Here is a 23520-nt window from a genome sequence, read left to right as displayed (position 1 = left end):
TACAGATGCGCCGCCTGCGCGGCGGGTCACGGCATCAGTCGACTCAGTTGACGATGAAGCATGGTCCCGGCGCACACTTTCAGATTCGCATCTGGCGTGACGGTGGTGACTGCGATGGCAGATGGTCGACCAGTGGGGATGACGTGCCAGGTATTTGCATCGGTCTCTTTGTCCCCACCGCTGGTGCTGTTCCGCCCGGGGCGATCGCTCCGTGTTTGGCCGCTGATCCGGGATGCAGGAACCTTTGCGGTGAACTTCTTGACTCACCAGCAGGCGGGCGTGGCGGAACGGATGGGGCGGAGCAACCCACACAAGTTCGAGGAGATTTCCTGGAGCGTCTCCGGAGTTAGCCTCGATGTTTCGTGGGTGGGGTGGGTGGGCTTGTGGGGGTTCGGGGTTGTTGGGGTGGGGTTGGTTGTGGCGTGTGGGTGTGGCGGGGTGGGGCGTGTGGTCGCGGTGGGTGGGCCTTGCCTGCTGGCGGGTCCTTCCTGGGGCTGGTGGGTGGGTGGTGGTTTGCTGGTGCTGTGGGTCGGCGTGCGCGCAGGGTGGTGATCGCTGGGGTCAGCAGGTCGGCGAAGGGGGCTGGGGGTCTTGCAGCGGGTGGTGGTGCGCCGCGCGTGGCGCGTGATGACAGCTGGCACGCTGGGCAGGCGGTGGCGCACGGGCTTGGGCGCCCACCTGCGGGCGGGGTGGTCTGCCAGGCAGAGCACCTGCGCCCAGGCGAGGGTGTCGCGGGCCAGGGCCACGACCTGGCACCAGGTGCGGTTGGCCGCGAGGGCCTGCAGCAGCACGCGGTCGACCCCGGTGCCCTGCGCGGCGGACACGGTCCTCGCACCTGGCCCGCTGGCGGTGGCCTGCCTCCAGGTCGGCGGGCTGGCCGGTCCTGGTGCTGGTCCCAAAGGCGGTCAGCCGGCAGCCGTCGACGTCGTCGAGCCTGGGCCGGGCGCCGGGGCGCGGTCTTTCGCGGCGCACGATGACACGCGTGGCCCTGGGCCACCCGCCCACGTCGACCAGGTCCGTCAGCCCTGCCACGTCCGCCGCCTCGCGGGAGCCGCGTCGACGCCGCAGGCAGGGGTCCAGGCCTGGGCGGGGACCAGCCTGCAGGCCCGCGACATGTCACTGGGCAGGGTGAGTCCGACGCTGCAGGACACCCCTCTGCGCTCCAGGGCGGCCAAGGTGGCCTTGGTCCCACCAGCGGCGTCGGTGCGCACGAGCACCTTGCGTCCGGGCCCGGGACCCAGGCCCACACGGGCCAGCACCACGGCGATGACAGCCTCATGGTCGGCGGCGGTGTCCGACCCCGCGCTCGCGGGCCGCAGCATGACCGCGGCGTTCTCGCCGGCACCTTGGGGACCGTGGTCGGTCCACGCGGTCAAGGGACGGAGCCCAAAGCCCCTTCCTGCCCTTCTTGAAGGTCGGTGCCACCCCCCTCCTTCATTGTCAGGGTGGGCGGTGACCAAGGTGGCGCCGGTATCAGTGACCAGCGGCCGCTGGGCGCTGACAGCGGCCGTCAGCGCCCACGCTCCGGCCAGGGTCCAGCCCGCGCGGCGCGCCCTGGCCAGGACCACCGCGCGCTCAACCACCAGCGACAGCGCCAGGTCGAGGACGACCTTGACCGGGTCATGGCGCGCCAGCAGCCTGGACCACGGCGCCAGAACCTGTGACAGCAGCACGTCCAGCCCACGGGCGCGCACCGTCTCGGCCAGCAGCACTCCACCACCATGAGCAAGCACGTTGACCCAGCCGGTCCCGACACCCACCAACAAGCACAACCCTGCTGCAGTCCCCACCTCGAAGCTGTCCCTCCCCTGAAACACGACAGACCCCAACAACCCACACCACTCCAGACGAAACGACACCTTCACCCCCGCCTCAGCCCCTCAACCACAAAACCCCGAGGCCAGAGCCCACGTGCTAACCCTCCTCAGCTCCTCTACGCCACTTCCCCGGCTTTACGCACCTCCCTAGGCTCCTCCGCAGTGCTGACGGGACGTCCCGAGGAGTCCTCCCAGATACTCGGGCTGACAGACCCCACCGCCTCCCCTAGGCTCAGCTCCTGCTCGCCACTGGCAGGACCAGGAACCCGACCAGCCGCACCGACGCGCAACGGTGCCACACGGTCAGCCTCTGCTCGCACGCACCCCTGACCGGGCCGAGCAGACCGGACTGTGCCACGCAGCCCGGGCTGTCCCCAGAAGTACAAGCACCCCAGGAGTGATGAGTGGCTCAGGTAAGGAGCATCCCGGCTCACCCGGACTCAGTCGCCCCGGCCCTCGCGGCCGCAGCGCCGCCGGAGAAGGCACCCGTACGGACCACCTGGCGTCAGCGCCTGGAGGACTACCTTGAGGCGCCCCGGGTCCAGAACCTGGTCATGGCGGTCATCGTGGTCAACTGTGTCTCAATCGGCCTGGAGACGGCTGTCCAGCAGGGGTCTCTGGCCTACCGGGCACTGCGTCTGGTGGACCACGCCTCCCTGACAGTCTTTGTCACCGAGATCGTGCTCACGCTGGTCGCGATAGGGCCGAGCCGCTTTGTCCGCAACGGGTGGCACGTCTTTGACTTCCTGGTGGTGGCCGTCGCGCTCGTCCCCGGAGCCGGCCCCCTCTCGGTCCTGCGGACCTTGAGAATCCTGCGCCTGCTCAGGGTCATCAAGTTCCTGCCCAGCCTGCGGCGCGTGGTGGAGGCACTCCTCCTGTCCCTGCCGGGTATCAGCGCCATCGCCGCCCTCATGACCATGATCTTCTACGTCGCCGCAGTCATGGCCACGGCCATGTTCGGTGAGGCCTTCCCCGACTGGTTCGGCTCCCTGGGACGCTCCCTCTACACCCTCTTCCAGGTCATGACCCTGGAGAGCTGGTCCATGGGGATCGTGCGCCCGGTCATGGAGCACTTCCCCTGGGCGTGGGCCTTCTTTGTCCCCTTCATCCTCGTCTCCGCCTTCACCATGCTCAACTTGTTCGTCGCCGTCATCGTGGACACGATGGCCCAGGTCGGCAGCAGCCGCGAGACTGAGAAGCCGGAGGAAGCAGGCGACGCCGCCGCAGACCCCGGGGGGCAGCCGCGCCCCGGGCCCGACCCGCACCCCAGCCAGCACCCAACGACGACGGAGACCGCCGAGGTCCTGGACAAGCTCGTCAGCGAGGTGCACGCGCTGCGCCAGGAAGTGTCCGTACTCACAGCGCCCCAGGACCCACCGGGAGCGGCAGCAGGGGTGACGGGCTCCGTTGCGTCCTGACCGTGGACGCCCTGGCCTCCCCTCCGCCCCACGCCGACCTCCCCGCCCACACCGTCCCGGAACTGCCGCACATGCGTGCACAGTCCCAACCGGTACCCGCCTTCACCCCTAGGGTGGGATGTGAGATTCTTGTCGCATGGACTAAGGTCTGCACCAGCCGTACACCGCGTACCGCAGGCTCCGTACCCAACGCCATGTAGAGCACACTGAGAAGGTCATCAACCCATGTCCCAGTACCAGCCTCCTGCTGCTCCTCCGCCGACACCGCCCCCGGGCTCGTCCGGAGGCCGTCCCGCTGGCACCCAGCCCTCACTCGGCGAGCTTGTCGCCCGCGTCTCTGAGAACATCTCCCTGCTGATCCGTGGAGAGATTGACCTCGCCAGGGCCAAGGGTCAGCGCATGGCCAGGAAGATGGGCACAGGAGCCGGTCTGCTGGCCGCCGCCGGCGTCGTGGCCCTCTACGCGGTGGGCATGCTGCTGGCCTCGCTGGCCCACGGCATCGGCGAGCTGCTGCCCCTGTGGGCCGGCTACCTCGTCGTCGCCGCGCTCCTGCTCATCGTCGTGGCGGTCCTGGCCCTCCTGGGGGCAAGAAGGCTGCGGGCGGCCCGGGAGGACACCCCCGCCCCCCAGGAGGGCCTGAGAAGCAGCGTCGAGGCGGTCAGGACCGCCGTCGCCTCCGGCCTGGAGAGGGGGAACGCCCAGTGAGCACCACGAACGCCCCCGTCCCGGCAGGCTCGCAGTACTCCGCACCCCCGCCTGCTGGCGCTCCCGTGCCCGCAGCAGCGCGCCAGCAGGAGCCGACAGCCCAGGCGCAGCAGGCCCCTGCGGCCCCCTCTCGTTCCGTCGAGGAGATCGCGGCGGATCTGGAGGCGCGCCGTCGCGCCCTGGCCGCTGACGTGGACGAGGTCGCCGCCAGGCTGGCTCCCGCCAGCCTCAAGCGGGTGGCCCAGGAGACGGCGGACGCCGCTGTCGCGAGCCTGCGCAGCAGGACCCAGGCCCTGCGCGAGCAGGCCGAGGAGCTCGCCTCGCAGGCAGGGCTCACCTCCTCGCCCCGCCCGGCCTCCGCCTACGGGGTCATGCCCAGCGCCCTCAACCCGGCTCACCCTGACGGCACGCTGCCAGCAGCACCCCATACCGTGTCAGACACCGCGTCAAACACCGCGCAGCCGCTGCCCCTGCCCCAACGCCTTGCCCGCCTGATTGACGACGCCCGCGACGGGGACCCGGTCTCCCTGGCGGTCGTCACCGCTGCGGGTCTCACGGCGGCTGGACTGGGCATCCTCACCCTGGCCCGGGTGATCCGCTCGTGAGCGGCGCCACCACGGGCCAGGACGGTGCCGCCACTACGCCCGAGCAGGTTCCCGAGCAGATCGAGGAGCGTCTACGCGCCCAGCGCCAGGCGCTGGCAGCCAACGTCGACGAGCTGGCGGCTCGGGTTGACCCGCGGACCCAGACCCGTCAAGCCAGCCAGCAGCTGCGCGGCCAGGCAGAGGCCAGGCTCACCGACCTGCGCCAGCGTGCGCAGGCCTACGCGAAGGCCTACGGGGTCAGCACCGGCGCAGCCGCTGCCCTCGGCGCAGCCGCCGTTGGCAGCCTGCTCGCGGCCGTGCTGACAGTCAGCGGGCTGGCGCGTCGCTAAGTCCTGCGGGACACGGCTCCTGCGCGCGGCTACGCAGCAGCAGGTACCGTCCTGCGGCTGCACCGGCCGCGCACCTTGCTACAGGACCAACCGGACCGCAACAGCCCCCAGGGTGGGAGTCACCACGGTTCTCCCCCGGTGTACGAATGGTGTTCCCATACGTCAACGTTGTACGGTTGGCCTACGACATATTTGACCAGGAAGAGCGCGCCCACGGGCGCGCCGTGACACGTTGGAGGGGGTCGAGCCTATGGGGCGCGGCCGTCAGAAGGCCAAGGCGACCAAGGTTGCCCGCAAGCTCAAGTACTTCAGTCCAGAAACCGACTACGCGGCTCTCGAGCGCGAGCTCGTGTCAGCGTCATCCGGCTCCGAGGCTGACGACGAGATCGACTATGAGAAGCTGGCCGCCAAGTATGCCGTCGATGACGACGACTGGGACGAGGACGACAAGTAACCGCCACGGTGCACTCGGGGCCGTCGGTCCAACGTCTCCTCCTTCCAGGGCCGTACTGTGTACAGCACCTGGCACCTCCTGAGGGCATCTCGTGGGAGAACGGGACCTGACCCGGCTCCCCCACGAGATGTCAGACCTGACACGGTGCCGGATGTGCCGGTGACACCAGCCCCGTCGTGACTCACCACCAGACGTCAGTCACGACGGGGCTGGTGTCACTGGGGCACCACTCGCGGAGACCACCTCCGAGCGGCGTCGGCCAGCACCCGCCACTGTCGCCACTGTCCGGCCGCCCGGAGGCTGTCGTCTACCCGCTCCACCGCCACGGCGCGAGACCGCTCCTGTGACTCCCCTGGGCGCCGTCTCCCACCCCTCAGTCAGTCACGTAGCTGCCGTGAATATCTACTGCCCCGCCGTCGACGCCCTTGGTGCCCGCGACCAGCCGGCCCAGCACCCGCCCGTCAGCGGCCTCGCTGACCTCCCCCAGGACCCAGGCCGGGATACCCGCCCCCCGGGCCACGGTCAGCACGCCGTCGACTCCTCGCGGATCGACGACAGCCACCATCCCCACCCCCATGTTGAGCGTCGCCTCCAGGTCCTCCCAGGGCACCTGCCCCAGGGAGCGCACCAGGCTGAAGACCGGCGGGAGCAGCCAGGAGCCGCGGTCCACCTGCGCCACGAGCCCCGAGGGCAGCACACGAGCGAGGTTGGCCGCCAGCCCGCCCCCGGTGACGTGGCTGAGGGCGTGGATCGTGGGGGGCGCCGCCGCCGAGGACAGGGTGTCCAGCATGGCCAGGCAGACACGCGCGTACAGACGGGTAGGCTCCAGCAGCTCCTCGCCCAGGGTCCGCCCCAGCTCGGGGACGTGACGCTCCAGGCCCCAGCCCGCCCGGGCAACCACGTGGCGCACCAGGGAGTACCCGTTGGAGTGCAGCCCGGAGGAGCCCATGGCCACCAGCACGTCGCCCGCGCCGACCCGGTCCGCCCCCAGGAGCCGGTCGGCCTCCACCACCCCGGTGGCAGCACCCGCCAGGTCGTACTCATCAGGCCCCATCAGGCCGGGGTGCTCCGCAGTCTCCCCGCCCAGCAGGGGCGTGTCCACAGCGGCGCAGGCCTGGGCGACGCCACGCACGATGTCCGCCACCCGCTCAGGAACGACACGGCCGCAGGCGATGTAGTCGGTCATGAGCAGGGGCCGGGCACCGACGACGACGATGTCGTCCACCACCATGGCCACCAGGTCCTGCCCGATCGTGTCGTGGACACCCAGGGCCTGGGCCACGGCGACCTTGGTACCGACCCCGTCGGTGGAGGTGGCCAGCAGAGGGCGGCGGTAGTCGCGCAGGTCGGTGACGTCCACCAGCCCGGCGAACCCACCCACACCGCCGACAACAGCCGGGTTCATGGTCGCGGCCACCGAGGCCCTCATCAGCGCCACGGCCTGGTCCCCTGCGGCCGTGTCCACCCCGGCGGCGGCGTAGGTGGCCCCCTGGGGCGGGCGGGTCTGGTGCGGGAGGGCTCCGTCCGGGCCGACCGGGCCGCCAGCACCGGCGGAGGGGACGCCGTCACCAGGGATGCCAGGCCCTGCATGGCTGTGGGAGCGGTCAGGGTCGTCAGTCATGCGGCTGGCTCCTTCCGTGGTCAAGGTCCGGATGGGTCGCGGGCACGGTGCTCGGGTTCCCGGCGCCGGCCTGCCCGGCCCGGGACGAGGTCCTCATGACCCGGAGCCGGGCGGGCTGCCCGACCTCAGGTCAGGACGGGTCACGCCTTGGGGCGCAATGGGTACCGCAGCCTCCACGAGGCTGCCCTGGCGGCGCGCACGGTCACGGTCCTCACGACCACGGCCCGTCCGGCCCTGCAAGCGCCGCCGGTAGACGGCGGGGACCGGGCTGACCGGGATCGCGGCCGTCGGCGTCCCCGCCACCGGAGGAGGCACCGGGTAGTCGCCGGTGAAGCAGGCCGTGCACAGGCTGTCACGCTGCTGGCCTGTGGCCTCCACCATCCCGGCCACGGACAAGAACCCCAGGGTGTCGGCACCGATGGACTGGCAGATCTGCTCCACGCTCATACCCGCAGCGATGAGCTCGGCCCGGGTGGCGAAGTCGATGCCGTAGAAACAGGGCCACAGCACCGGCGGGGAGGAGATACGCACGTGGACCTCCGCCGCCCCGGCCTCGCGCAGCATCCGCACCAGGGCACGCTGGGTGTTGCCGCGCACGATCGAGTCGTCGACGACGACCAGGCGCCTGCCCTCGATGACCTCGCGCAGGGGGTTGAGCTTGAGGCGGATGCCCAGCTGGCGCAGGGTCTGAGTGGGCTGGATGAAGGTGCGCCCCACGTAGGCGTTCTTGACCAGCCCCTGCCCGTAGGGGATCCCCGAGGCCTGGGCGTAGCCGATGGCCGCAGGTGTCCCCGACTCGGGGGTGGCGATAATGAGGTCCGCCTCCACCGGGTGCTCCCGGGCCAGGGCGGCCCCCATGGCGTTGCGGGCGGCGTTGACGCTGCGGCCCGCGATACGCGTGTCGGGGCGGGCCAGGTAGACGTACTCAAAGACGCACCCGGCCCGCCGGGCGACGGCGAAGCGGGTGGAGCGCACGCCCTCGTCGTCGATCTCAAGCAGCTCGCCCGGCTCCACCTCGCGCACAAAGGTGGCCCCCACGATGTCCAGGGCGGCGGTCTCCGAGGCCACCGTCCAGCCGCGCTCCAGGCGGCCGAGCACCAGCGGCCGGATCCCCTGGGGGTCGCGGGCGGCGTAGAGGGTGTGCTCGTCCATGAAGACCAGGGAGAAGGCCCCGCGCAGCATGGGCAGGACCCTGCGGGCCGCCTGGTGCAGCGTGAGCGGGGCGGGCGCGGAGTAGGCCTGGGCCAGCTCCTCCTCGTCGGTGACGCCGGAGACGATGACGTCAGCGGCGGAGTCCCAGCCCTCCAGTGCCCCCCGTTCTCCCACGAGGCCCATCAGGGCGGCGATCACCGCAGTGTCTGTGGAGGAGCCGCGGCCGAGCTCGCCGGTGAGGTCCTCCCCGCTGGTGGCGTGGACGGCCTCCACGAGCTCGCGGGTGTTGGTGAGGTTGCCGTTGTGCGCCAGGGCGAGCGTGGAGCCTGAGGCCGGCCCCAGCATCGGCTGGGCGTTCTCCCAGGTAGTGGCCCCGGTGGTGGCGTAGCGCACGTGGCCCACCGCGATGTGCCCGCTGAGGTTGGTCAGGGCCAGGTCGTCAAAGACCTGGGAGACCAGGCCCAGGTCCTTGTAGACCAGGATCTGGGAGCCGTTGGAGGTGGCGATCCCCGCAGCCTCCTGGCCCCGGTGCTGCAGGGCGTACAGGCCGAAGTAGGTCAGCCGGGAGACCTCCTCCCCAGGTGCCCACACCCCGAAGACGCCGCACTCCTCCGCAGGAGGGGACTCGATCTCTCCAGTGCGCACGCCCCCAGTCTCCCACAGACTCTGGCGAGGTCTGACACGACCGGGCGCGGCGGAGGCGCCGCCAGGCTCTCCCGGCTCACCCCGGCAGGCTCCGGCACGACCGGGCGCGGCGGAGGCGGCCTAACGACCGGTACCGTCCCCTCCCAGCCGCACCAGGGGAAGGTAGGGCGACAGGTCACAGCGCTCCCCGGAGGCGTGCAGCGCCCCCGAGGCCAGGGCCTGGGGCCAGGTCAGGGTCCCGGTGGCCAGGGCCAGCCACGTGGAGGCGTCGGTCTCGACCACGGAAGGCGGGGTGCCCCGGCGGTGGACGGTGCCCGCCACGGCCTGGGTGACGCCGAAGGGCGGGACCCGCACCTCCACGGCGCGCCCGGGGGCGCGGGCAGCCAGCTCCTCCAGGGTGTAGCGCACGGCAGTCGCGGTGACCTGGCGCTCGGGTATCCGGTGCTGTCGAGGCTGCTGAAGCGGCACGGTGTCAGTGTCCTCAATGTCCTCGGTGTCCTTGCCCGCAGGAGCGTCCGGCTGCGCCTGGGCGGCCCACTGGCGCAGGGCCTGGGCGCCAGCGGCAGGGTCGATGCGTCGGCGTGGTGGCACGGCCTGATCGTACCCGGGGGCGCAGAGGAACCCAGGAGTTCTGGGAGCTCCGGGCACCAGCCAGAGACTGAGGCGGCCCGTCAGGCCAGCAGCAGGTGAGCTGCACATCTTCAGGTGCCCGGTGGTTATAGGGGGTGGAGGCCAGCTTCTCTGTCGAGGCTGAGGCAGGTGTAAAGATCCGCATGTTTCTGCGGGTTACGCCAGGCTCAGTACGTGAGGAGCGAGAACTATCCCTCCCAGCCTCCTCGCCTTACAGTCTCCATGATGTGCAGCAACCGTCTTGCTGCACATCATGGGGCTGGCGGCAATGCGTGGTGGGTGCGGTGGCTGGCCCGCCTCCCGCACAGTTACGGGGAATCCTTCGCTTCCTCGCCCAGGGGCACTGCAAGCGCCCAGTCCAAGATGTGCAGCCGCTCCAGCACCCGGCCCCTCCCACAAGCACCCGCGACAAGCCTCGCCGTCACCTGGACACAGCGCAGAACCTGGTGTAATACGGCAGCGTCACACCTCCCAGGCTTCTCGTCCTCGGACCCGCCCAAACTGGGAGGTCTTACTTTTACCCCTGTACCTACCACGCAGTCCGTGCAGCACCACACCTACACCAAGCCCACACTGCCCTCACACCACCGCCCACAAGGCGGCTGTGACCAGGAACCCCGTCGTGCCGGCCACCGTGGACAGCACTGTCCACGTCCTCAGGCCGTCGGCCACTGACAGGCCCATGTACTTGGTGACGATCCAGAAGCCGGAGTCGTTGACGTGGGACACGCACAGGGCACCAAAACCCACGGCCATCTGGATGAGGGCGACCTGGAGCGTGGAGTACCCGCCTTGGGCCACGGCGTCGCTGAGCAGCCCCCCGGCGGTGAGGATGGCGACGGTCGCCGACCCCTGGGAGGCGCGTATCGCCAGGGAGATGACGAAGGCGCTCAGCAGCACGGGCAGGTGGGCGGCGACCAGGGCCTGGGCCAGGGCCTCACCGATGCCGCTGGCCACGAGCACTGCGGCGAACACGCCTCCCGCCCCGGTGACGAACACGATGGTGGCCACGTCGGGCAGCGCGGAGTCCAGGACCTGTCCCCGCCGCTCCAGGGACCAGCGCTGCTGGTGACCGACAACGAGGTAGGCCAGCACGACGGCGGTGAGCAGGGCGAGAGGCGAGGATCCGACGAAGCCGAGCACGGCGTGGGCGGTGGTGCCCTCCGCAGTGACCATCTGCCCGACCGTGCCCACCATGATCTGGGCTATCGGCGCGATGATGAGCAGCACCACGGTGCCCGGGCCAGTGCCGTGGGCACGGGGGACGGCTCCGCCGGGGGTGTAGGTCTCCTCGGCGACCCGCCTGGCCGAGCCCAGCGGCCCCTCACCGGTCTCGACCCTCTCCAGCCCCAGCCGCCTGGAGGCCAGGTAGGAGACCACGGTCACCACGGCGCACACGGGCAGGGAGACCAGCACCAGCACGCCGATGTCGGCCCCCAGGGAGGCTGCGGCGGCCACGGGTCCAGGGTGGGGCGGGACCACGACGTGGAGAGCCATGAGGGTCGCTGCCACCGGCAGCCCGATCGTCAGGGGCCTCGTCCCGGCAACGTGGGCGAAGCCGAAGACGATGGGGGCCAGGATGATGAAGCCCACGTCGAAGAAGATCGGGACGCCCAGGACGAAGGCAGCCGCAGTGACGGCGACGGCGACCCGGCGGCGCCCCAGCACCCGGGTGAAGCGCTCAGCCAGGACCTCGGCACCACCAGCCGCCTCGACGACGCGCCCCAGCATGGCGCCCAGGCCGACGACCATGGCCACCGACCCTAGTGTCGACCCCATGCCGTCGGTCATGGTCTGGGCGATGTCGCCCACGGGCACCCGGGCCGCCAGCGCCAGGACGACCGAGACCAGCAGCATCGCCACGAAGGCGGGCATCCTGACCCGGATGACCAGGATCAGCAGGACGGCGATGGCGGCAACCGCCAGGAGGAGCAGGACCGGAGCAGACACAGCTGGCACCCCTCACTGTCGGAGCGAGCCGGGGCCGGGCTCCTGGCGGGAGTCCTGCCCGGGGTCACGGCTGGTGGCACGGTGGCTGCCTCGGGTGGGCTCCGGAGCGGGGACGAGCACGGTGATGACCGAGGAGTCGTCCCGGGCTGCCAGGCCCCGGCTGGCTCCCTGGAGGTAGAGCTGCTCGGCGGAGGCAGCCACCGGAGTGGGCAGGCCCGCCCCCCGGGCGGCCGCAGTGACGATCCCCATGTCCTTGACGAAGATGTCCAGGCGGGATCGGACCTCGACACCCCCGGCGCCCCCGGTACTGCCGGCAGCCCCGGTGCCCTCAGGCCCCTCGGCGTCCGGGGCGCCCCGGGCCCCGTCGACTCCCTCAGCCTCGCAGACCTGGAGGTCCTGGAGAGCCTGGAGCATGCGAGGGCCCCGGTCACCCAGCATGAAGGAGCTGGCGGCGCCAGCCATGAGGGCCTCCAGCGCGGCCCGGGGGTCCAGCCCCAGAGCCTGGGCCAGGGCGAGGGCCTCTGCGGCGGCAGCAATGTGCACCCCGCACAGGAGCTGGTTGACCGTCTTCATGGCCTGGCCGGAGCCGGGCTCGTACCCCACCCGCACCAGCGTGGAGCTCATGGCCTCCAGGACGTCGTGGGCGGCCTCCCAGGCCTGGTCGTCCGCACCGACGACGACGAGCAGGTCTCCAGTCCCGGCCCGCCCCGGCCCTCCGGAGACGGGGGCGTCCACGAGCCCGACCCCCGCCTGGCAGAGCCGGGCGGCCACGGCGCGTGCGCCCTGCTCACCGACCGTGGAGGTCAGGACGACGACCGCACCCGGGCTCATGCTCGCGGCGACGGCGGGCTCACCGAAGAGGAGCTCGTCAAGCTGGTCCTGGTCACGCACGGCGACCAGGACCACGTCGGCGCCACGGGCGGCGTCGGCCGCGCTGCGAGCGGGGCTGACCCCGGCCCTGGCCGCCAGGTCAAGGCGTTCCTGGGAGACGTCGTAGCCGCGCACGCTCAGGCCTGCCCCGCCCGCGGCGCAGGGAGTGCTGAGGTGGGTGGCCATGGGCAGTCCCATGGCGCCCAGACCCAGGACAGCGACAGCGGTACGGCTTGGAGCGCCCGGGGAGGCGGTGGAGCGACCGCCGGGCACGGGAGCGGTACCAGCATCAGTACCGGGGGGCGGAGTGGGTAGGGTCATGGTGGTCTCCTGAGGTCGTTGCGGGCAGGCTGGCAGGAAGCGTCGGTGGTGCTGGTTCGGTGGTGTCGGTGATGTCACAGGGGGTGATGCCACAGGGGCAGCGGCTCAGGCGCTCAGGACGGAGACGACCTGGGCCAGGGAGTCGTCGTCGCCCACGTTGCCGGCGAAGACGATGTAGGGCACGCCTGCGGCGGGGCCGTCCTGGGGCTCCCACAGGGAGACGATGCCGGGCAGCATCGGGCCGCGCACCAGCGCCCGGCGGATGCCCAGGCCGCGGCTGGCCACGTCGGAGGAGGTGATACCGCCCTTGGCGATGACGAAGCGCGGGCAGCGCCGGGCCACCACCTGCTGGACCACCTCGACCACGGCGTCGGAGACGGCCCGGGCGAAGGCCAGGGACTCCTGCGCGTCGCGGCCGGGCACGAACGCCCCGCCGCGACGTACCACGACGCTGCCCTCTCCCAGGGCGGCGGCGGCCTGGGAGGCGACCTGGGCGACGTGGGCGTCACGGTCCCGGGCACGCAGCACCGTGGGGACGTCCAGGACCACCTCGGGGGTGCCCGTGGCAGTGCGCAGGGCCTCGACCTGCCGACCGGTGAGCCCCACGTGGGAGCCCACGACCACCAGCCCGCCCGCAGCGTCGGTGTCAGGGGCGGTCTCGGTGGGGCGGGCCTGGCTGGCGGTCAGCGGCGGGTGGGGCTCCTGGCCGATACGGGCACGCACGAAGGGCGGCCCCACCCGGTAGACGAAGGTGGAGCCTGCCTCCTCAGCGCGCTGGAGGGCTCGGGCCAGCAGGCGCAGGTCGTTCTCCTCCACGCAGTCCACGGCCACCGGCTGCCGCCCGCCAAGGGACGTGAGGGTGTCCACGACGGCGCCCTCGTCGCCGCGCAGGACCTCCAGGTCCGCCACCGGGACCGAGGAGGCCCTCACCGCGCCCCCGGTCTTCTCCTCCACCCACTGGGGCAGGCTGGAGGAGTGGTAGCCGAAGGTCGCGTCCCCGGCGAACTCGGTGTCCCCCACGGGGACGAACCCGGTGCCCGGTGACCCCGCGTAGTGGACGCCGTGGACGGTGACGCGCCCGGCGTCCGGGAAGGCGGGCGACAGGACGATGCCGTCCACCGGCGTGCCAGCCTTCTCCAGCTGCTCGGCGATCGTGTCCGGCTCCAGGGGGAAGTGGCCGCGCAGGGTGGAGTCGGAGCGGGAGACGAAGGTGACTGGGCGGCCGGTGGCCTGGGAGGCGGCCAGCGCGGACGTGACTGCCTCCCGGTTGACCCGCTGGGCGTCTGCCGGGTCGAGGGAGCGGGAGTTGGTCATGACGTAGACGGCGGGCGCCCCCGTGCCCAGCGCCCAGGCGAGGTCAGCCTCCTCCCAGCGGGTCACCACGGGCAGGCCCGCGACGGACTGGGTGCCGGTGGGGTCGTCGTCCAGGACCACCAGGGCGCGGGTGAGCCGGGCGGCAACCGCAGTCGCCTCCACGGGCGGCCCGTCGGGCAGGCCCCGGGTGAGGTCCGCCAGCCCCACCGGGGCTGAGTCAGCCGGAGACCCGGCTGGACGACGGTCCGGACTGGCTGGGTGGGCACACTTCGTCATGTCTCGCTCCTTTGCGACACGGGCACCCCTCACGTGCCGACACCCGTGGACCCGCAGGACCCCACAGGCAGCACCGGCTCTGGGGCACCTCCAGCATAGAACGTACCTCCTCCTCGCGGAACGCCTGTGGGCAGGTTCCTGACAAGAAACCCGCGAGGAGGACCAACGAGGGGGAGGTACGTTCTGTGGGGTGGGGCGCAGCCGGGCTCAGGCGGCCACAGCAGCTGCGGCGGGTGCCTGCGAGGACTGCCTCAGCCCCTTGAGGAGGACGACCAGCGCGGTGGTCACGACCGTCCCGGCCAGGATCGCCAGGACGAAGCCCAGGAAGTTGTTGATGGCGAAGGCCACGAACACGCCGCCGTGCGGGGCGCGTGAGCCCACGCCCAGCGCCATGGTCAGGGCGCCGGTCACCGCGCCCCCGGCCATGGTGGCGGGGATGACGCGCAGCGGGTCGGCCGCGGCGAAGGGGATCGCGCCCTCGGAGATGAAGGACAGTCCCAGCAGCCAGGCGCTGCGGCCGTTCTCAGCCTCCGCCTCGGTGAACAGCCTGCGGCGCAGGAAGGTCGCCGCCGACATGGCCAGGGGCGGGACCATGCCTGCCGCCATGACTGCGGCCATGATCTCGTAAGAGGCGTCCGTGGCGGCGGACAGCCCGGCGGTGGCGAAGAGGTAGGCCGCCTTGTTGACCGGCCCGCCCAGGTCGAAGCACATCATGAGCCCCAGGATGACGCCCAGGAGGACTGCGGAGCCCCCGCCGGACATGGAGGTCAGCCCGTCCTGGAGAGCGTTCATGAGGGAGGCCAGGGGGCGGCCCAGGACCATGTACATGAGCGCGCCCACGACCAGGGTGGTGCCCAGGGGGATGACGACGACGGGCATGAGGCCCCGCAGCCACCGGGGGACGTCCAGCCCGGCCAGCCAGGCGGCCACGTAGCCGGCGATGATGCCTCCGATGAGGCCTCCGATGAACCCGGAGTCAACCGCGACAGCCACCGCGCCCATGGCGAAGCCGGGAGCGATGCCGGGCCGCCCGGCCAGCCCGAAGGCGACGTACCCGGCCAGGGCGGGTACGAGGAACCCCATGGCCGCGTTGCCGATCGTGAACAGGACCGCCCCGATGTAGGCCGCCAGTGCGGACCCTCCCAGGGCGTTGGGCGCGGCGAGGTCGGCGCTGCTCAGGTCCGGGAGGTTCCACAGGCTGGAGCCGGTGACGATGTTCTCCGCCGTCTCGGTGATGTCGTAGCCGCCGAAGAGGAAGCCCAGGGCGATGAGCAGACCGCCTGCGGCCACAAAGGGGATCATGTAGGACACCCCGGTCATGACGGAGCGCTGGAGGCGGCGGGCCCAGTGCTCGCTGCCCTCCTCGCTGCTGTCAGCGGCGTCCTCGCCGCCGCCGGCCTGCACCCGGGCCGCCTGCGGGTCGTCGATGGCAGCCAGGGCCTGGTCCACCAGGGAGCCTGCGTCGTTGACGGCAGCCTTGACGCCGACGTCGACCACCGGCTTGCCAGCGAAGCGCTCACGCCCCTTGACCGGCAGGTCGTGGGCGAAGATGACGGCGCTGGCCCTCTCGATGAGGGCAGGGTCGAGGGCGTCGATCCTGCCCGAGCCCTGCCCCTCGATGGCCACGGTGACACCACGGTCCTTGCCCGCCTGCTCCAGCGCCTCTGCGGCCATGAAGGTGTGGGCGATACCGGTGGGGCAGGAGGACACGCCCACGATGACGGTGCCTGCCGCCCCAGCCTCGCCTGCTCCTGCGCTGCCAGCAGCGTCATCCGCGCCGTTGGCAGCGTCACCAGCAGCGTCGGCCGCCTCGGCGGAGCCAGCAGAGCCCTCAGCCGTTCCCGTATCCTTGTCACCGGCGCCCTCAGTGTCCTCCAGCAGCTCGGGCTGGACCTGCTGGGTGACGACGCGTGCGGCCTCCTCTGCGCTGGAGGCGGCACGCAGCGCGTCGGTGAACTCCGTCTGCATGAGGCCCCGGGCGAGCTTGGCCAGGAGCTGGAGGTGGACGTCGTCAGCGCCGTCGGGGGCGGCGATCATGAAGACCAGGTCGGCCGCCTGCCCGTCAGCCGCCCCGAAGTCCACACCCTCGGTCAGGCGGGCAAAGCCCAGGCTGGGAGCCAGGACGTGGGGGCTGCGGCAGTGCGGGATGGCGATGCCACCGGGGATACCGGTGGGTGCGGTGGCCTCACGCGCCCTGGCGTCGGTGGCCAGGCCGTCGGGGCTGGCGGCGCGTCCGGCGCTGGCGACCGTGCGCGCCAGGAAGTCGATGACATCCTCCTTGCCGGGGCCGGCACTGGCGTCCAGCGCCACCAGCTCGGGGATGATAAGCGGGGTCGTCTCGGTCATGGGTCTTCCTTGTGTTCCGAGTGGGTCCGCCTCGCGGGTACGAGGTCGGCGGGCAGTTCGTGTCGGCGGTGGTCGGCGGCGGGTCAGCACAGGGGTGGTCGGCGGCGGGTCAGCACAGGGCTGGGCGGGCAGCCGGACGCTGGGCTGGCTGGTCGGCGGATCAGGTCAGGGGGGTCACGCGGGCGGGCTCCTGCGGCAGGTCGGAGGGAACGGGCAGGGCGGTCCCCGGAAGGGAGGCGGCGGCGGAGCCGTAGGCCATGGCGGTACGCAGCCGCTGCGCCTCGTCCCCGCCCTGGACGTCGGCCAGCACGTAGCCCGCCACGGAGGAGTCCCCCGCCCCCACGGTGGAGACCACGGGCACCTCGGGGGCGGTGGCGTGCCAGGCTCCCTCGGGGGTGACCAGGACGGCACCGGCGGGCCCCAGGGTGGCCATGACCGCGCCGACACCCAGCTCCACGAGGACCCGGGCAGCGGCGGCCACCGGGGCGAGGTCCCCGGCGACGGCGGCCTCCTCCAGGTCAGTGGCCCCGGTGCCTGCCAGCTGGGCGAGCTCCTCCCCGTTGGGCTTGATGAGGTCGGGGGCGCTGCCCGGCAGGGCCGCAGCCAGGGCCGCCAGGGGGGCGTCAGAGGTGTCCACGGCGATACGCACCCCCAGGGGCCGCAGGAGGTCCACCAGGTGGGCGTACCAGTCCACCGGGACGCCAGGGGGCAGCGAGCCGGACAGGACGGCCCAGGACGGCTCCCCCGCGCCTGGCCCGTTAGAGGACTCCGGCAAGCCTGGGGCGCTACCCCCCAGGGCCGCCAGGAGGGCCTGCTCGACGGCCTCCACCTCCTGGGGGGCCAGCCCGGCACCGGGCTCGTTGATCTTGGTGGTGGTGCCGTCGGGCTCGGTGACGGCGGTGTTGACACGCGCGGCCGCGCCGACGCTCACGGGCAGCGCCGTCAGCCCCGGCAGGGCGAGGTCCGCGATGGCACCCAGGAGCGGGTCGTGCCCGGCCGCCGGGAGCAGGGCGGTGGCGGCCTGCCCCGAGCAGGCCAGGACCCGCGCGACGTTGACGCCCTTGCCGCCGGGCTCCACGGTGACGGTCTCCAGCCGGTTGACCGCGCCCCGCTGCAGGGGGCCCGGCAGGGTGACGGTGCGGTCCAGCGAGGGGTTGGGGGTGAGTGTCAGGATCATGCGAGCAGGACCTCTGTTCCGGTAGTGGTGAGCTGGGTGGACAGTGCCGGGGGCGGCTCGGCGTCGGTGACGATGAGGTTGACGTCATCCAGGGCAGCAAAGGAGACCAGGTGCTCCTGGCCGATCTTGGTGGAGTCCGCCAGGACCGCGACGTAGCGGGCGGCACCGACCATGGCCGCCTTGACCGTGGCCTCGTCAGGGTCGGGCGTGGACAGCCCGTGGGTGGGACTGATCCCGTTGGTCCCCATGAGGGCGAGGTCAACCCTCAGGGCGGACAGGGTCGCCAGGGCCTCGGGGCCCACGGCGGCCTGAGTCAGGCCACGTACGTGGCCGCCCAGCATCCGCACCGTCATCCCGCCACGAGAGGCCAGGTGGGCGGCTGTGAGGACCGAGTTGGTGAGAACGGTCAGGTCACGGTCCTCGGGCAGGAGGCGGGCCAGCGTCCCCGTGGTGGTCCCGGCGTCGACAAGCACCGAGGTGCCCGGGGCCAGGTCCAGGTGCCCCAGCACCGCCCGGGCGATCGCGTTCTTGGCTGCCGTGTTGAGACGCTCACGGTGACTGACGCCGGTCTCGGGCAGGGCGAGGGCGGAGGCGGGCACAGCCCCGCCGTGGACCTTGCGCAGCGCGCCGGAGCGGTCCAGTGCAGTCAGGTCCCGGCGGATGGTCTCAGGAGTGACGTCAAGGCGCTGAGCCAGCTCGGTGACAACGACACGGCCGACGGACTCCACCTGCTCGACGATGAGACGGTGCCTGCTGCTGGCATCCATGGTCCCACCTCCTGACGTCTCTGTCGCCCGTTCGGGCACGAGACTACCCCATACCGTGCATGCCTGTCGAGACCCTGGTGCCCGATCAGACATCCTGAGTGGGTGCACGCGGGCTCAGCGGGGGCTCAGGGGGCTCCTCCGCACACAGCGGGCGCCACCCCCGGACCGGAGCGGCGCCCGCGCCTGCTCAGGCGGGTCCGACGTGACCCGCACAGGCCTCAGACGATGCCGTGGGCTGCCATGACGTCGGCGACCCGGGTGAACCCTGCCGCGTTGGCGCCCAGCACGTAGTCGCCGGGCCGCCCGTACTCCTCGGCGGCGGCCACGCAGGAGTCGTGGATGTCCTGCATGATGCCGGCCAGCTTGGCCTCGGTGGTCTCAAAGCTCCAGCGGGTGCGCCCAGCGTTCTGCTCCATCTCCAGGGCGGAGGTGGCCACGCCCCCGGCGTTGGCGGCCTTACCGGGAGCAAATAGGATGCCTGCGGACTGGAAGGCCTCGACGGCCTCGGGGGTCGAGGGCATGTTGGCACCCTCGGAGACCACGCCGCAGCCACCACGCAGCAAGGTAGCCGCAGCCGCGCCGTCGAGCTCGTTCTGGGTGGCGCAGGGCAGGGCGACGTCACAGGGCACGTCCCACACAGAGCCGCCAGAGCCGCCAGCACCCCTGGCGACCAGCCGGGCGCCAGGTCGGCGCTCGACGTAGTCGGCCACGCGCCCGCGCTCGACCTCCTTGACCTGCTTGAGCAGCTCCAGGTCCACCCCGGCCTCGTCAACGACGTACCCGGAGGAGTCCGAGAAGGTGATCGGCACAGCACCCAGCTGCTGGGCCTTCTCGATCGCGTAGATCGCCACGTTCCCCGCGCCCGAGACGACGACCTTCTTGCCCTCTAGCGAGTCCCCCCGGGCAGCCAGCATCGACTGGGCGAACAGGACGGCGCCGTAGCCGGTGGCCTCGGTACGCACCAGGGACCCGCCCCAGGCCAGCCCCTTGCCGGTGAGCACACCGGCGTCGTAGGAGTTGCGCATCCGCTTGTACTGGCCGAAGAGATAGCCGATCTCCCGTCCCCCCACGCCGATGTCCCCGGCAGGGACGTCGGTGCTGGGGCCGATGTGGCGGGAGAGCTCAGTCATAAAGGACTGGCAGAAGCGCATGACCTCGGCGTCGGAGCGGCCGTGGGGGTCGAAGTCGGAGCCGCCCTTGCCGCCCCCGATCCCCTGGGCGGTCAGGGCGTTCTTGAAGATCTGCTCAAAGCCGAGGAACTTGATGATACCGACGTTGACGCTGGGGTGGAACCGCAGGCCGCCCTTGTAGGGCCCCAGCGCCGAGTTGAACTCGACGCGGAAGCCGCGGCTCACCTGGACGTCCCCGGCGTCGTCCACCCACGGGACACGGAAGATTACCTGGCGCTCCGGCTCGACAAGACGCTCCAGGAGCCCGTCGTCAGCGTAGTGGGGGTGCTTGGTGATGACCGGGCCGAGGGAGTCCAGCACCTCACGAACAGCCTGGTGGAACTCCCTCTCCCCGCGGTTGCGGGCCACGACCCGCTCATAGACCTTCTCGACAACGTCTTGCATAGAGGACTCCTTACGTCACTGGGCGACTGATGGCCGCGCGCGCCAGCCACCTTGGCACGGTCAGGAGACTCCCACGGCACCGTTCACTGAGACGAAATATCTCGACATCCGGGTGAAACCTGTCAACCAGGACCGCGCCGCGCCCTGGACCGCCCTCGCGCCGTCACGGACGCTCCACGGCGTCGGCGCTCACAGGACCCGCCCCGGACCACCCCGGGCGGCCACCCTGTTCCGGCGGCACCTTACCAGCACCCGAGCCACTGCCAGGACCCCTGCCGCCAGGACCCCTGCGACACCCCGAAGCCGCCTTGGAGGCGACACGCAGTCAACCTACAGGAAAAGCTCTCGTGAGGGGCGGCAAACTCAGCGGACTTCAAGGCGTGCTCCTTAAACTTCACGCATGACTGAGCCATCAGAGACCTCTGGGACTACCTCTGGGACTACTGACCCGCGCGAGGTGTCCCTGTACACCGGCCACTTCGACGGGCTGTGGGGACTGGCTTGGAGCCCGGACGGCTCGCGCATCCTCTCAGGGTCCCACGACGGTACCGCGCGCGTGTGGGACGTCGCCACCGGTCGCGAGGTCTTCGCCCTGACCGGGCACTCGATGTCCGTCAACGCCGTGGCCTGGAGCCCGGACGGCAGCCACCTGGCCACCTCCTCCGAGGACCGCACCGCGCGCGTGTGGGACGCCGCCACCGGGGACCACCTCCTCACCCTAGAGGTCGGTGGCGAGGGCGTAGGCGGGGCACTGGCCTGGAGCCCCGACTCCATCCGCCTGCTCACCCACTTCGGCGACGCCCAGGCCCGCATCTGGGACACAGCCACCGGCCAGGCCCTCCGCACGCTGGCGGAGCACACCGGCAAGGTGACCGCTGTGGCCTGGAGCCCGGACCGCACCCGGGTCGCCACCGCCTCCGACGACGGCACCGCACGCGTGTGGGACGTCACCACGGGCACCGGGCTCCTTCACGTCGGCCCCCTGCCCGGGTCGGCGGCCCGGCCTGACGGGCACCCCGCCGGCGCAGGCTCACAGGACGGCCCGCAGGACCAGGACGGATCGGGCGGGGCGGTCGAGGGCGCCGCCGGGGCAGAGGGCACCAGGGACATTGATGGCATTGAGGACGTCGAGCCGATGACCGGCATCGCCTGGAGCCCGGACTCCCGCCACCTCATCACCGCCTTCGACGGCACCCTGCCACGGGTGTGGGACGCCGTCACCGGCGAGGAGGTCGTGTCCCTGACCAGTCCCGGCACCGACCTGGTCAGCACGGTGGCCTGGAGCCCCGACGGGACCCGGGTCCTCACCGACAACCTGCGCGCCGCGACCGCCCACGTCTGGGACCCGGTGACGGGAACGGAGCAGATGGCGCTGTCGGGCCACGACACCTGGGCCTGCTCCCTAGCGTGGAGCCCTGACTCTGCCCGGGTGGCCACCGGCTCCTACGACCGCACCGTCCGGGTCTGGGACGCCGCTACCGGCCAGGCCCTGGCCGTGCTCGGCCCCGGGTGCTCGGTGGAGACCGCGTCCTGGAGCCCTGACGGGACCCGGGTCGTCGTGGGGACCACGGTCGGCCCCACCCGAGTCTGGGACCTGACCACCGGCGAGGCCGCTGTGGACCTGGAGGCGACCAGCAGCGAGCTCAGTACCGTCAGCTGGAGCCCGGACGGCGCACGCCTGGCCGTGGACTCCTACTACTCGGAGAGCGTCGCCATCCTGGACGCCGCCACCGGGAGGCTGGAGCGGTCGCTGGGTGCCCGGTCGGCCGCCGTCAACGCCTTCGCCTGGAGCCCCGACGGCAGCAGGGCGCTCACCGGCGTGGGCCTCGACCTGGCCGTGGTGTGGGACGTGGGCACCGGCGCGGTCGTGCTCAGGCTCGAGGGCCACCACGACGTCGTCACGTCCGTGGCATGGAGCCCCAACGGCGCCCGCGTGCTGACTGCCTCCCAGGACGGGACCGCGCAGATCTGGGACACCACGACCGGGCAGGCGGTCCACACCTTCAGCCACGACTGGCTGCGCGAGGTGGTGTGGACCCGCGGCGGCCCCCGGGTCGTCACCGGCAGCAGGGAGGGGGTCGGGCACGTCTGGGACGCCATCACCGGGGGCGAGCTGGTGACCCTGACGGGAGACGGGGCGATGCTGCGCTCCTTCTCCTGGAGCCCCGACGGGAAGCGGGTCGCGGCCGGCTTCAACGACGGCACCGCGCGGGTCTGGGACGAGGTCGCGGGCACGGAGGTGCTGCGCCTGGAGGGCCACCGCTTTGGCATCACCACCCTGCAGTGGAGCCCGGACGGCACCCGGATACTCACCGGCTCCGAGGACGGGACCCTACGGCTGTGGGACGCCGCCACCGGCGAGGCTACCGGCATCATGCTCTGCTTCCTGCCCGACGGACAGGCGGCGGCGCTGGACACCGCCACCCTGGGGCTGCGCGCGGGCTCACAGGCCGTGTGGGACTACCTGGGTCGCTCCGTCCTGACCGACGGCCAGCGCACGCGCCTGCCTGTGGAGCCCTCCCACGCCCCGCCCCTGCCCTCCCAGGCGGACGCGCAGGCACCGGGACAGGACCCGCAGGAGCCCGCAGACACAGACGGCGGCGCGCAGGACGTCACCAACACCGACGCACCACAGGACGTTGGGGACCCCAGGGGCCTGGAGCCCCCACAGGGCGCAGAGAGCCCAGTCGGCTCAGGAGAGGCCGCAGTGCCGGAGGCTGCGGAGGGAGTCCCGCCGCAGCCCACCCCGGACACCATTACAGACACTGGAACAGGCGCCCCGGCAGCTGCTGAGGCCACCCAGGCTGGGGCGGTCCAGGCAGCCGCTGGAGCCCAGGCAGACGAGCACGGGGCACCGTTCATCGCCTCCTCGGCTCCCGGCCCCTGGGACGTCATCCCCGTCATCGACAGCCCGGACCCGGGCAGGCAGACGAGCACGGCCGCGACACCCCCCTCGGCCCCCCCGGCCAGCCAGGACCAGGCCGGGGCGGTCGAGGGCCTGCGGGCAGAGGAGCAGCGGGTGGAGGACGAGCAGGCAGGGACCTCGCCGCAGGCGCCCGCCCCGTGGGGAGACCCCGCCCTGCGCCGCCAGGTCCACGCCGAGGTGGAGGAGTTCGTCGCGGTCCTGGCCAGACGCGACCTCAACGAGCTGGCCAGCCGCTACGGCATCTCCGGGGACCCGCTGGCAGCGCTGGACGAGCAGCTGGAGAGGCTGCCCGTCCCCGCCTCCGAGTTGGAGCTCTACCCGCTGGAGCGTGCTGACGACTACGTCAACGACCACCACCGGCTGGCCCTCAGCGAGCTGGACGGGGGCGGTGGCGCCGTCATCGAGTCCGAGCTGTGGCACAACGGGGCCGACACCGGTGCCCGCCTCGTGGCCAGCTGGGTCCCCATGGGCATCTTCCAGTTCGACTTCCGCGAGCTGCGGTCCTAGGAGGTCGAGGGCGAGCACCATGTCCTCTGTTGTCCTCTGTCACCATGTCTGACACGGCAACCAGATGACCGTCGATGACCGTCCTCGCCCCGTTCCAGCCGCGCGCCCTGACCCCC

General features: G+C 71.9%; 17 protein-coding genes and 1 pseudogene. 7 read left to right on the top strand and 11 right to left on the bottom strand.

Translation table 11 applies throughout. The annotated features are described in order from the left end of the window. Positions 1-60 precede the first annotated feature (60 nt). Positions 61-552, top strand: coding sequence for a flavin reductase (locus tag CWS50_RS13920; RefSeq protein WP_206610454.1), 492 nt, complete (start codon positions 61-63; stop codon positions 550-552). Here CWS50_RS13920 and CWS50_RS01975 read toward each other — a convergent pair. After that, positions 536-1790 (bottom strand): annotated as a pseudogene (locus CWS50_RS01975) (transposase); the annotation flags it as partial. The gene CWS50_RS13920 and the pseudogene CWS50_RS01975 overlap by 17 nt on opposite strands. 431 nt (positions 1791-2221) lie before the next feature. Between CWS50_RS01975 and CWS50_RS01970 the strand changes: the two are divergent. The 5 genes from CWS50_RS01970 to CWS50_RS01950 all read left to right on the top strand — a co-directional run bounded on the left by CWS50_RS01970 (position 2222) and on the right by CWS50_RS01950 (position 5328). Continuing rightward, positions 2222-3235, top strand: coding sequence for an ion transporter (locus CWS50_RS01970; protein ID WP_206610453.1), 1014 nt, complete (start codon positions 2222-2224; stop codon positions 3233-3235). Between the two features lie 225 nt (positions 3236-3460). Next, positions 3461-3940 (top strand): phage holin family protein, encoded by a 480-nt coding sequence (locus CWS50_RS01965; protein ID WP_127841449.1) that lies wholly within the window; start codon positions 3461-3463, stop codon positions 3938-3940. Beyond that, the gene (locus CWS50_RS01960; RefSeq protein ID WP_243118412.1) at positions 3937-4545 is read left to right on the top strand and encodes a DUF3618 domain-containing protein; all 609 of its coding nucleotides are present in this window, start codon (positions 3937-3939) and stop codon (positions 4543-4545) included. Before CWS50_RS01965 ends, CWS50_RS01960 begins: the two co-directional genes overlap by 4 nt. Further along, positions 4542-4874, top strand: a complete 333-nt coding sequence (locus tag CWS50_RS01955; protein ID WP_127841448.1) for a DUF3618 domain-containing protein — start codon at positions 4542-4544, stop codon at positions 4872-4874. Before CWS50_RS01960 ends, CWS50_RS01955 begins: the two co-directional genes overlap by 4 nt. Positions 4875-5124: 250 nt before the next feature. Next, on the top strand, positions 5125-5328 hold the full coding sequence (locus tag CWS50_RS01950) for a DUF3073 domain-containing protein (protein WP_127841447.1): 204 nt from the start codon (positions 5125-5127) through the stop codon (positions 5326-5328). A gap of 373 nt (positions 5329-5701) precedes the next feature. On the opposite strand, the gene purM is transcribed toward CWS50_RS01950, so the two are convergent. The 10 genes from purM to gdhA form a co-directional block, all read right to left on the bottom strand. After that, complete coding sequence (gene purM / locus CWS50_RS01945; RefSeq protein WP_127841446.1) at positions 5702-6949, bottom strand: phosphoribosylformylglycinamidine cyclo-ligase; 1248 nt, start codon at positions 6947-6949, stop codon at positions 5702-5704. Positions 6950-7042: 93 nt separating this feature from the next. Further along, complete coding sequence (gene purF / locus CWS50_RS01940) at positions 7043-8746, bottom strand: amidophosphoribosyltransferase (RefSeq protein ID WP_243118411.1); 1704 nt, start codon at positions 8744-8746, stop codon at positions 7043-7045. A gap of 120 nt (positions 8747-8866) precedes the next feature. Continuing rightward, positions 8867-9337 (bottom strand): sterol carrier family protein, encoded by a 471-nt coding sequence (locus CWS50_RS01935; protein WP_127841444.1) that lies wholly within the window; start codon positions 9335-9337, stop codon positions 8867-8869. Between the two features lie 618 nt (positions 9338-9955). After that, on the bottom strand, positions 9956-11326 hold the full coding sequence (locus CWS50_RS01930; protein WP_127841443.1) for a GntP family transporter: 1371 nt from the start codon (positions 11324-11326) through the stop codon (positions 9956-9958). 12 nt (positions 11327-11338) lie between these two features. After that, positions 11339-12517, bottom strand: coding sequence for an NAD(P)-dependent oxidoreductase (locus tag CWS50_RS01925; RefSeq protein WP_127841442.1), 1179 nt, complete (start codon positions 12515-12517; stop codon positions 11339-11341). A gap of 105 nt (positions 12518-12622) precedes the next feature. Next, positions 12623-14107: a four-carbon acid sugar kinase family protein gene (locus CWS50_RS01920; protein WP_127841441.1), complete on the bottom strand. Its 1485-nt coding sequence runs from the start codon at positions 14105-14107 to the stop codon at positions 12623-12625. Positions 14108-14314: 207 nt separating this feature from the next. Then, the gene (locus CWS50_RS01915) at positions 14315-16453 is read right to left on the bottom strand and encodes a PTS fructose transporter subunit IIABC (protein ID WP_127841440.1); all 2139 of its coding nucleotides are present in this window, start codon (positions 16451-16453) and stop codon (positions 14315-14317) included. Between the two features lie 160 nt (positions 16454-16613). Continuing rightward, positions 16614-17630: a 1-phosphofructokinase family hexose kinase gene (locus tag CWS50_RS01910; protein ID WP_127841439.1), complete on the bottom strand. Its 1017-nt coding sequence runs from the start codon at positions 17628-17630 to the stop codon at positions 16614-16616. Beyond that, positions 17627-18397 (bottom strand): DeoR/GlpR family DNA-binding transcription regulator, encoded by a 771-nt coding sequence (locus CWS50_RS01905; RefSeq protein ID WP_127841438.1) that lies wholly within the window; start codon positions 18395-18397, stop codon positions 17627-17629. The genes CWS50_RS01910 and CWS50_RS01905 overlap by 4 nt, the downstream gene beginning before the upstream one ends. A gap of 218 nt (positions 18398-18615) precedes the next feature. After that, positions 18616-19971: an NADP-specific glutamate dehydrogenase gene (gene gdhA, locus CWS50_RS01900; RefSeq protein ID WP_127841437.1), complete on the bottom strand. Its 1356-nt coding sequence runs from the start codon at positions 19969-19971 to the stop codon at positions 18616-18618. Positions 19972-20371: 400 nt separating this feature from the next. Here gdhA and CWS50_RS01895 point away from each other — a divergent pair, with 400 nt between their 5' ends. After that, entirely contained in the window at positions 20372-23404 is a 3033-nt protein-coding gene (locus CWS50_RS01895) for a WD40 repeat domain-containing protein (protein WP_127841436.1), read from the top strand. Positions 23405-23520: the final 116 nt, after the last annotated feature.

The sequence above is a fragment of the Actinomyces wuliandei genome (genome assembly GCF_004010955.1).
Classification (GTDB): Bacteria; Actinomycetota; Actinomycetes; order Actinomycetales; family Actinomycetaceae; genus Actinomyces; species Actinomyces wuliandei.
Note: the sequence above shows the minus strand (reverse complement) of the source record. Positions and strands in the feature narration are given on the sequence as shown.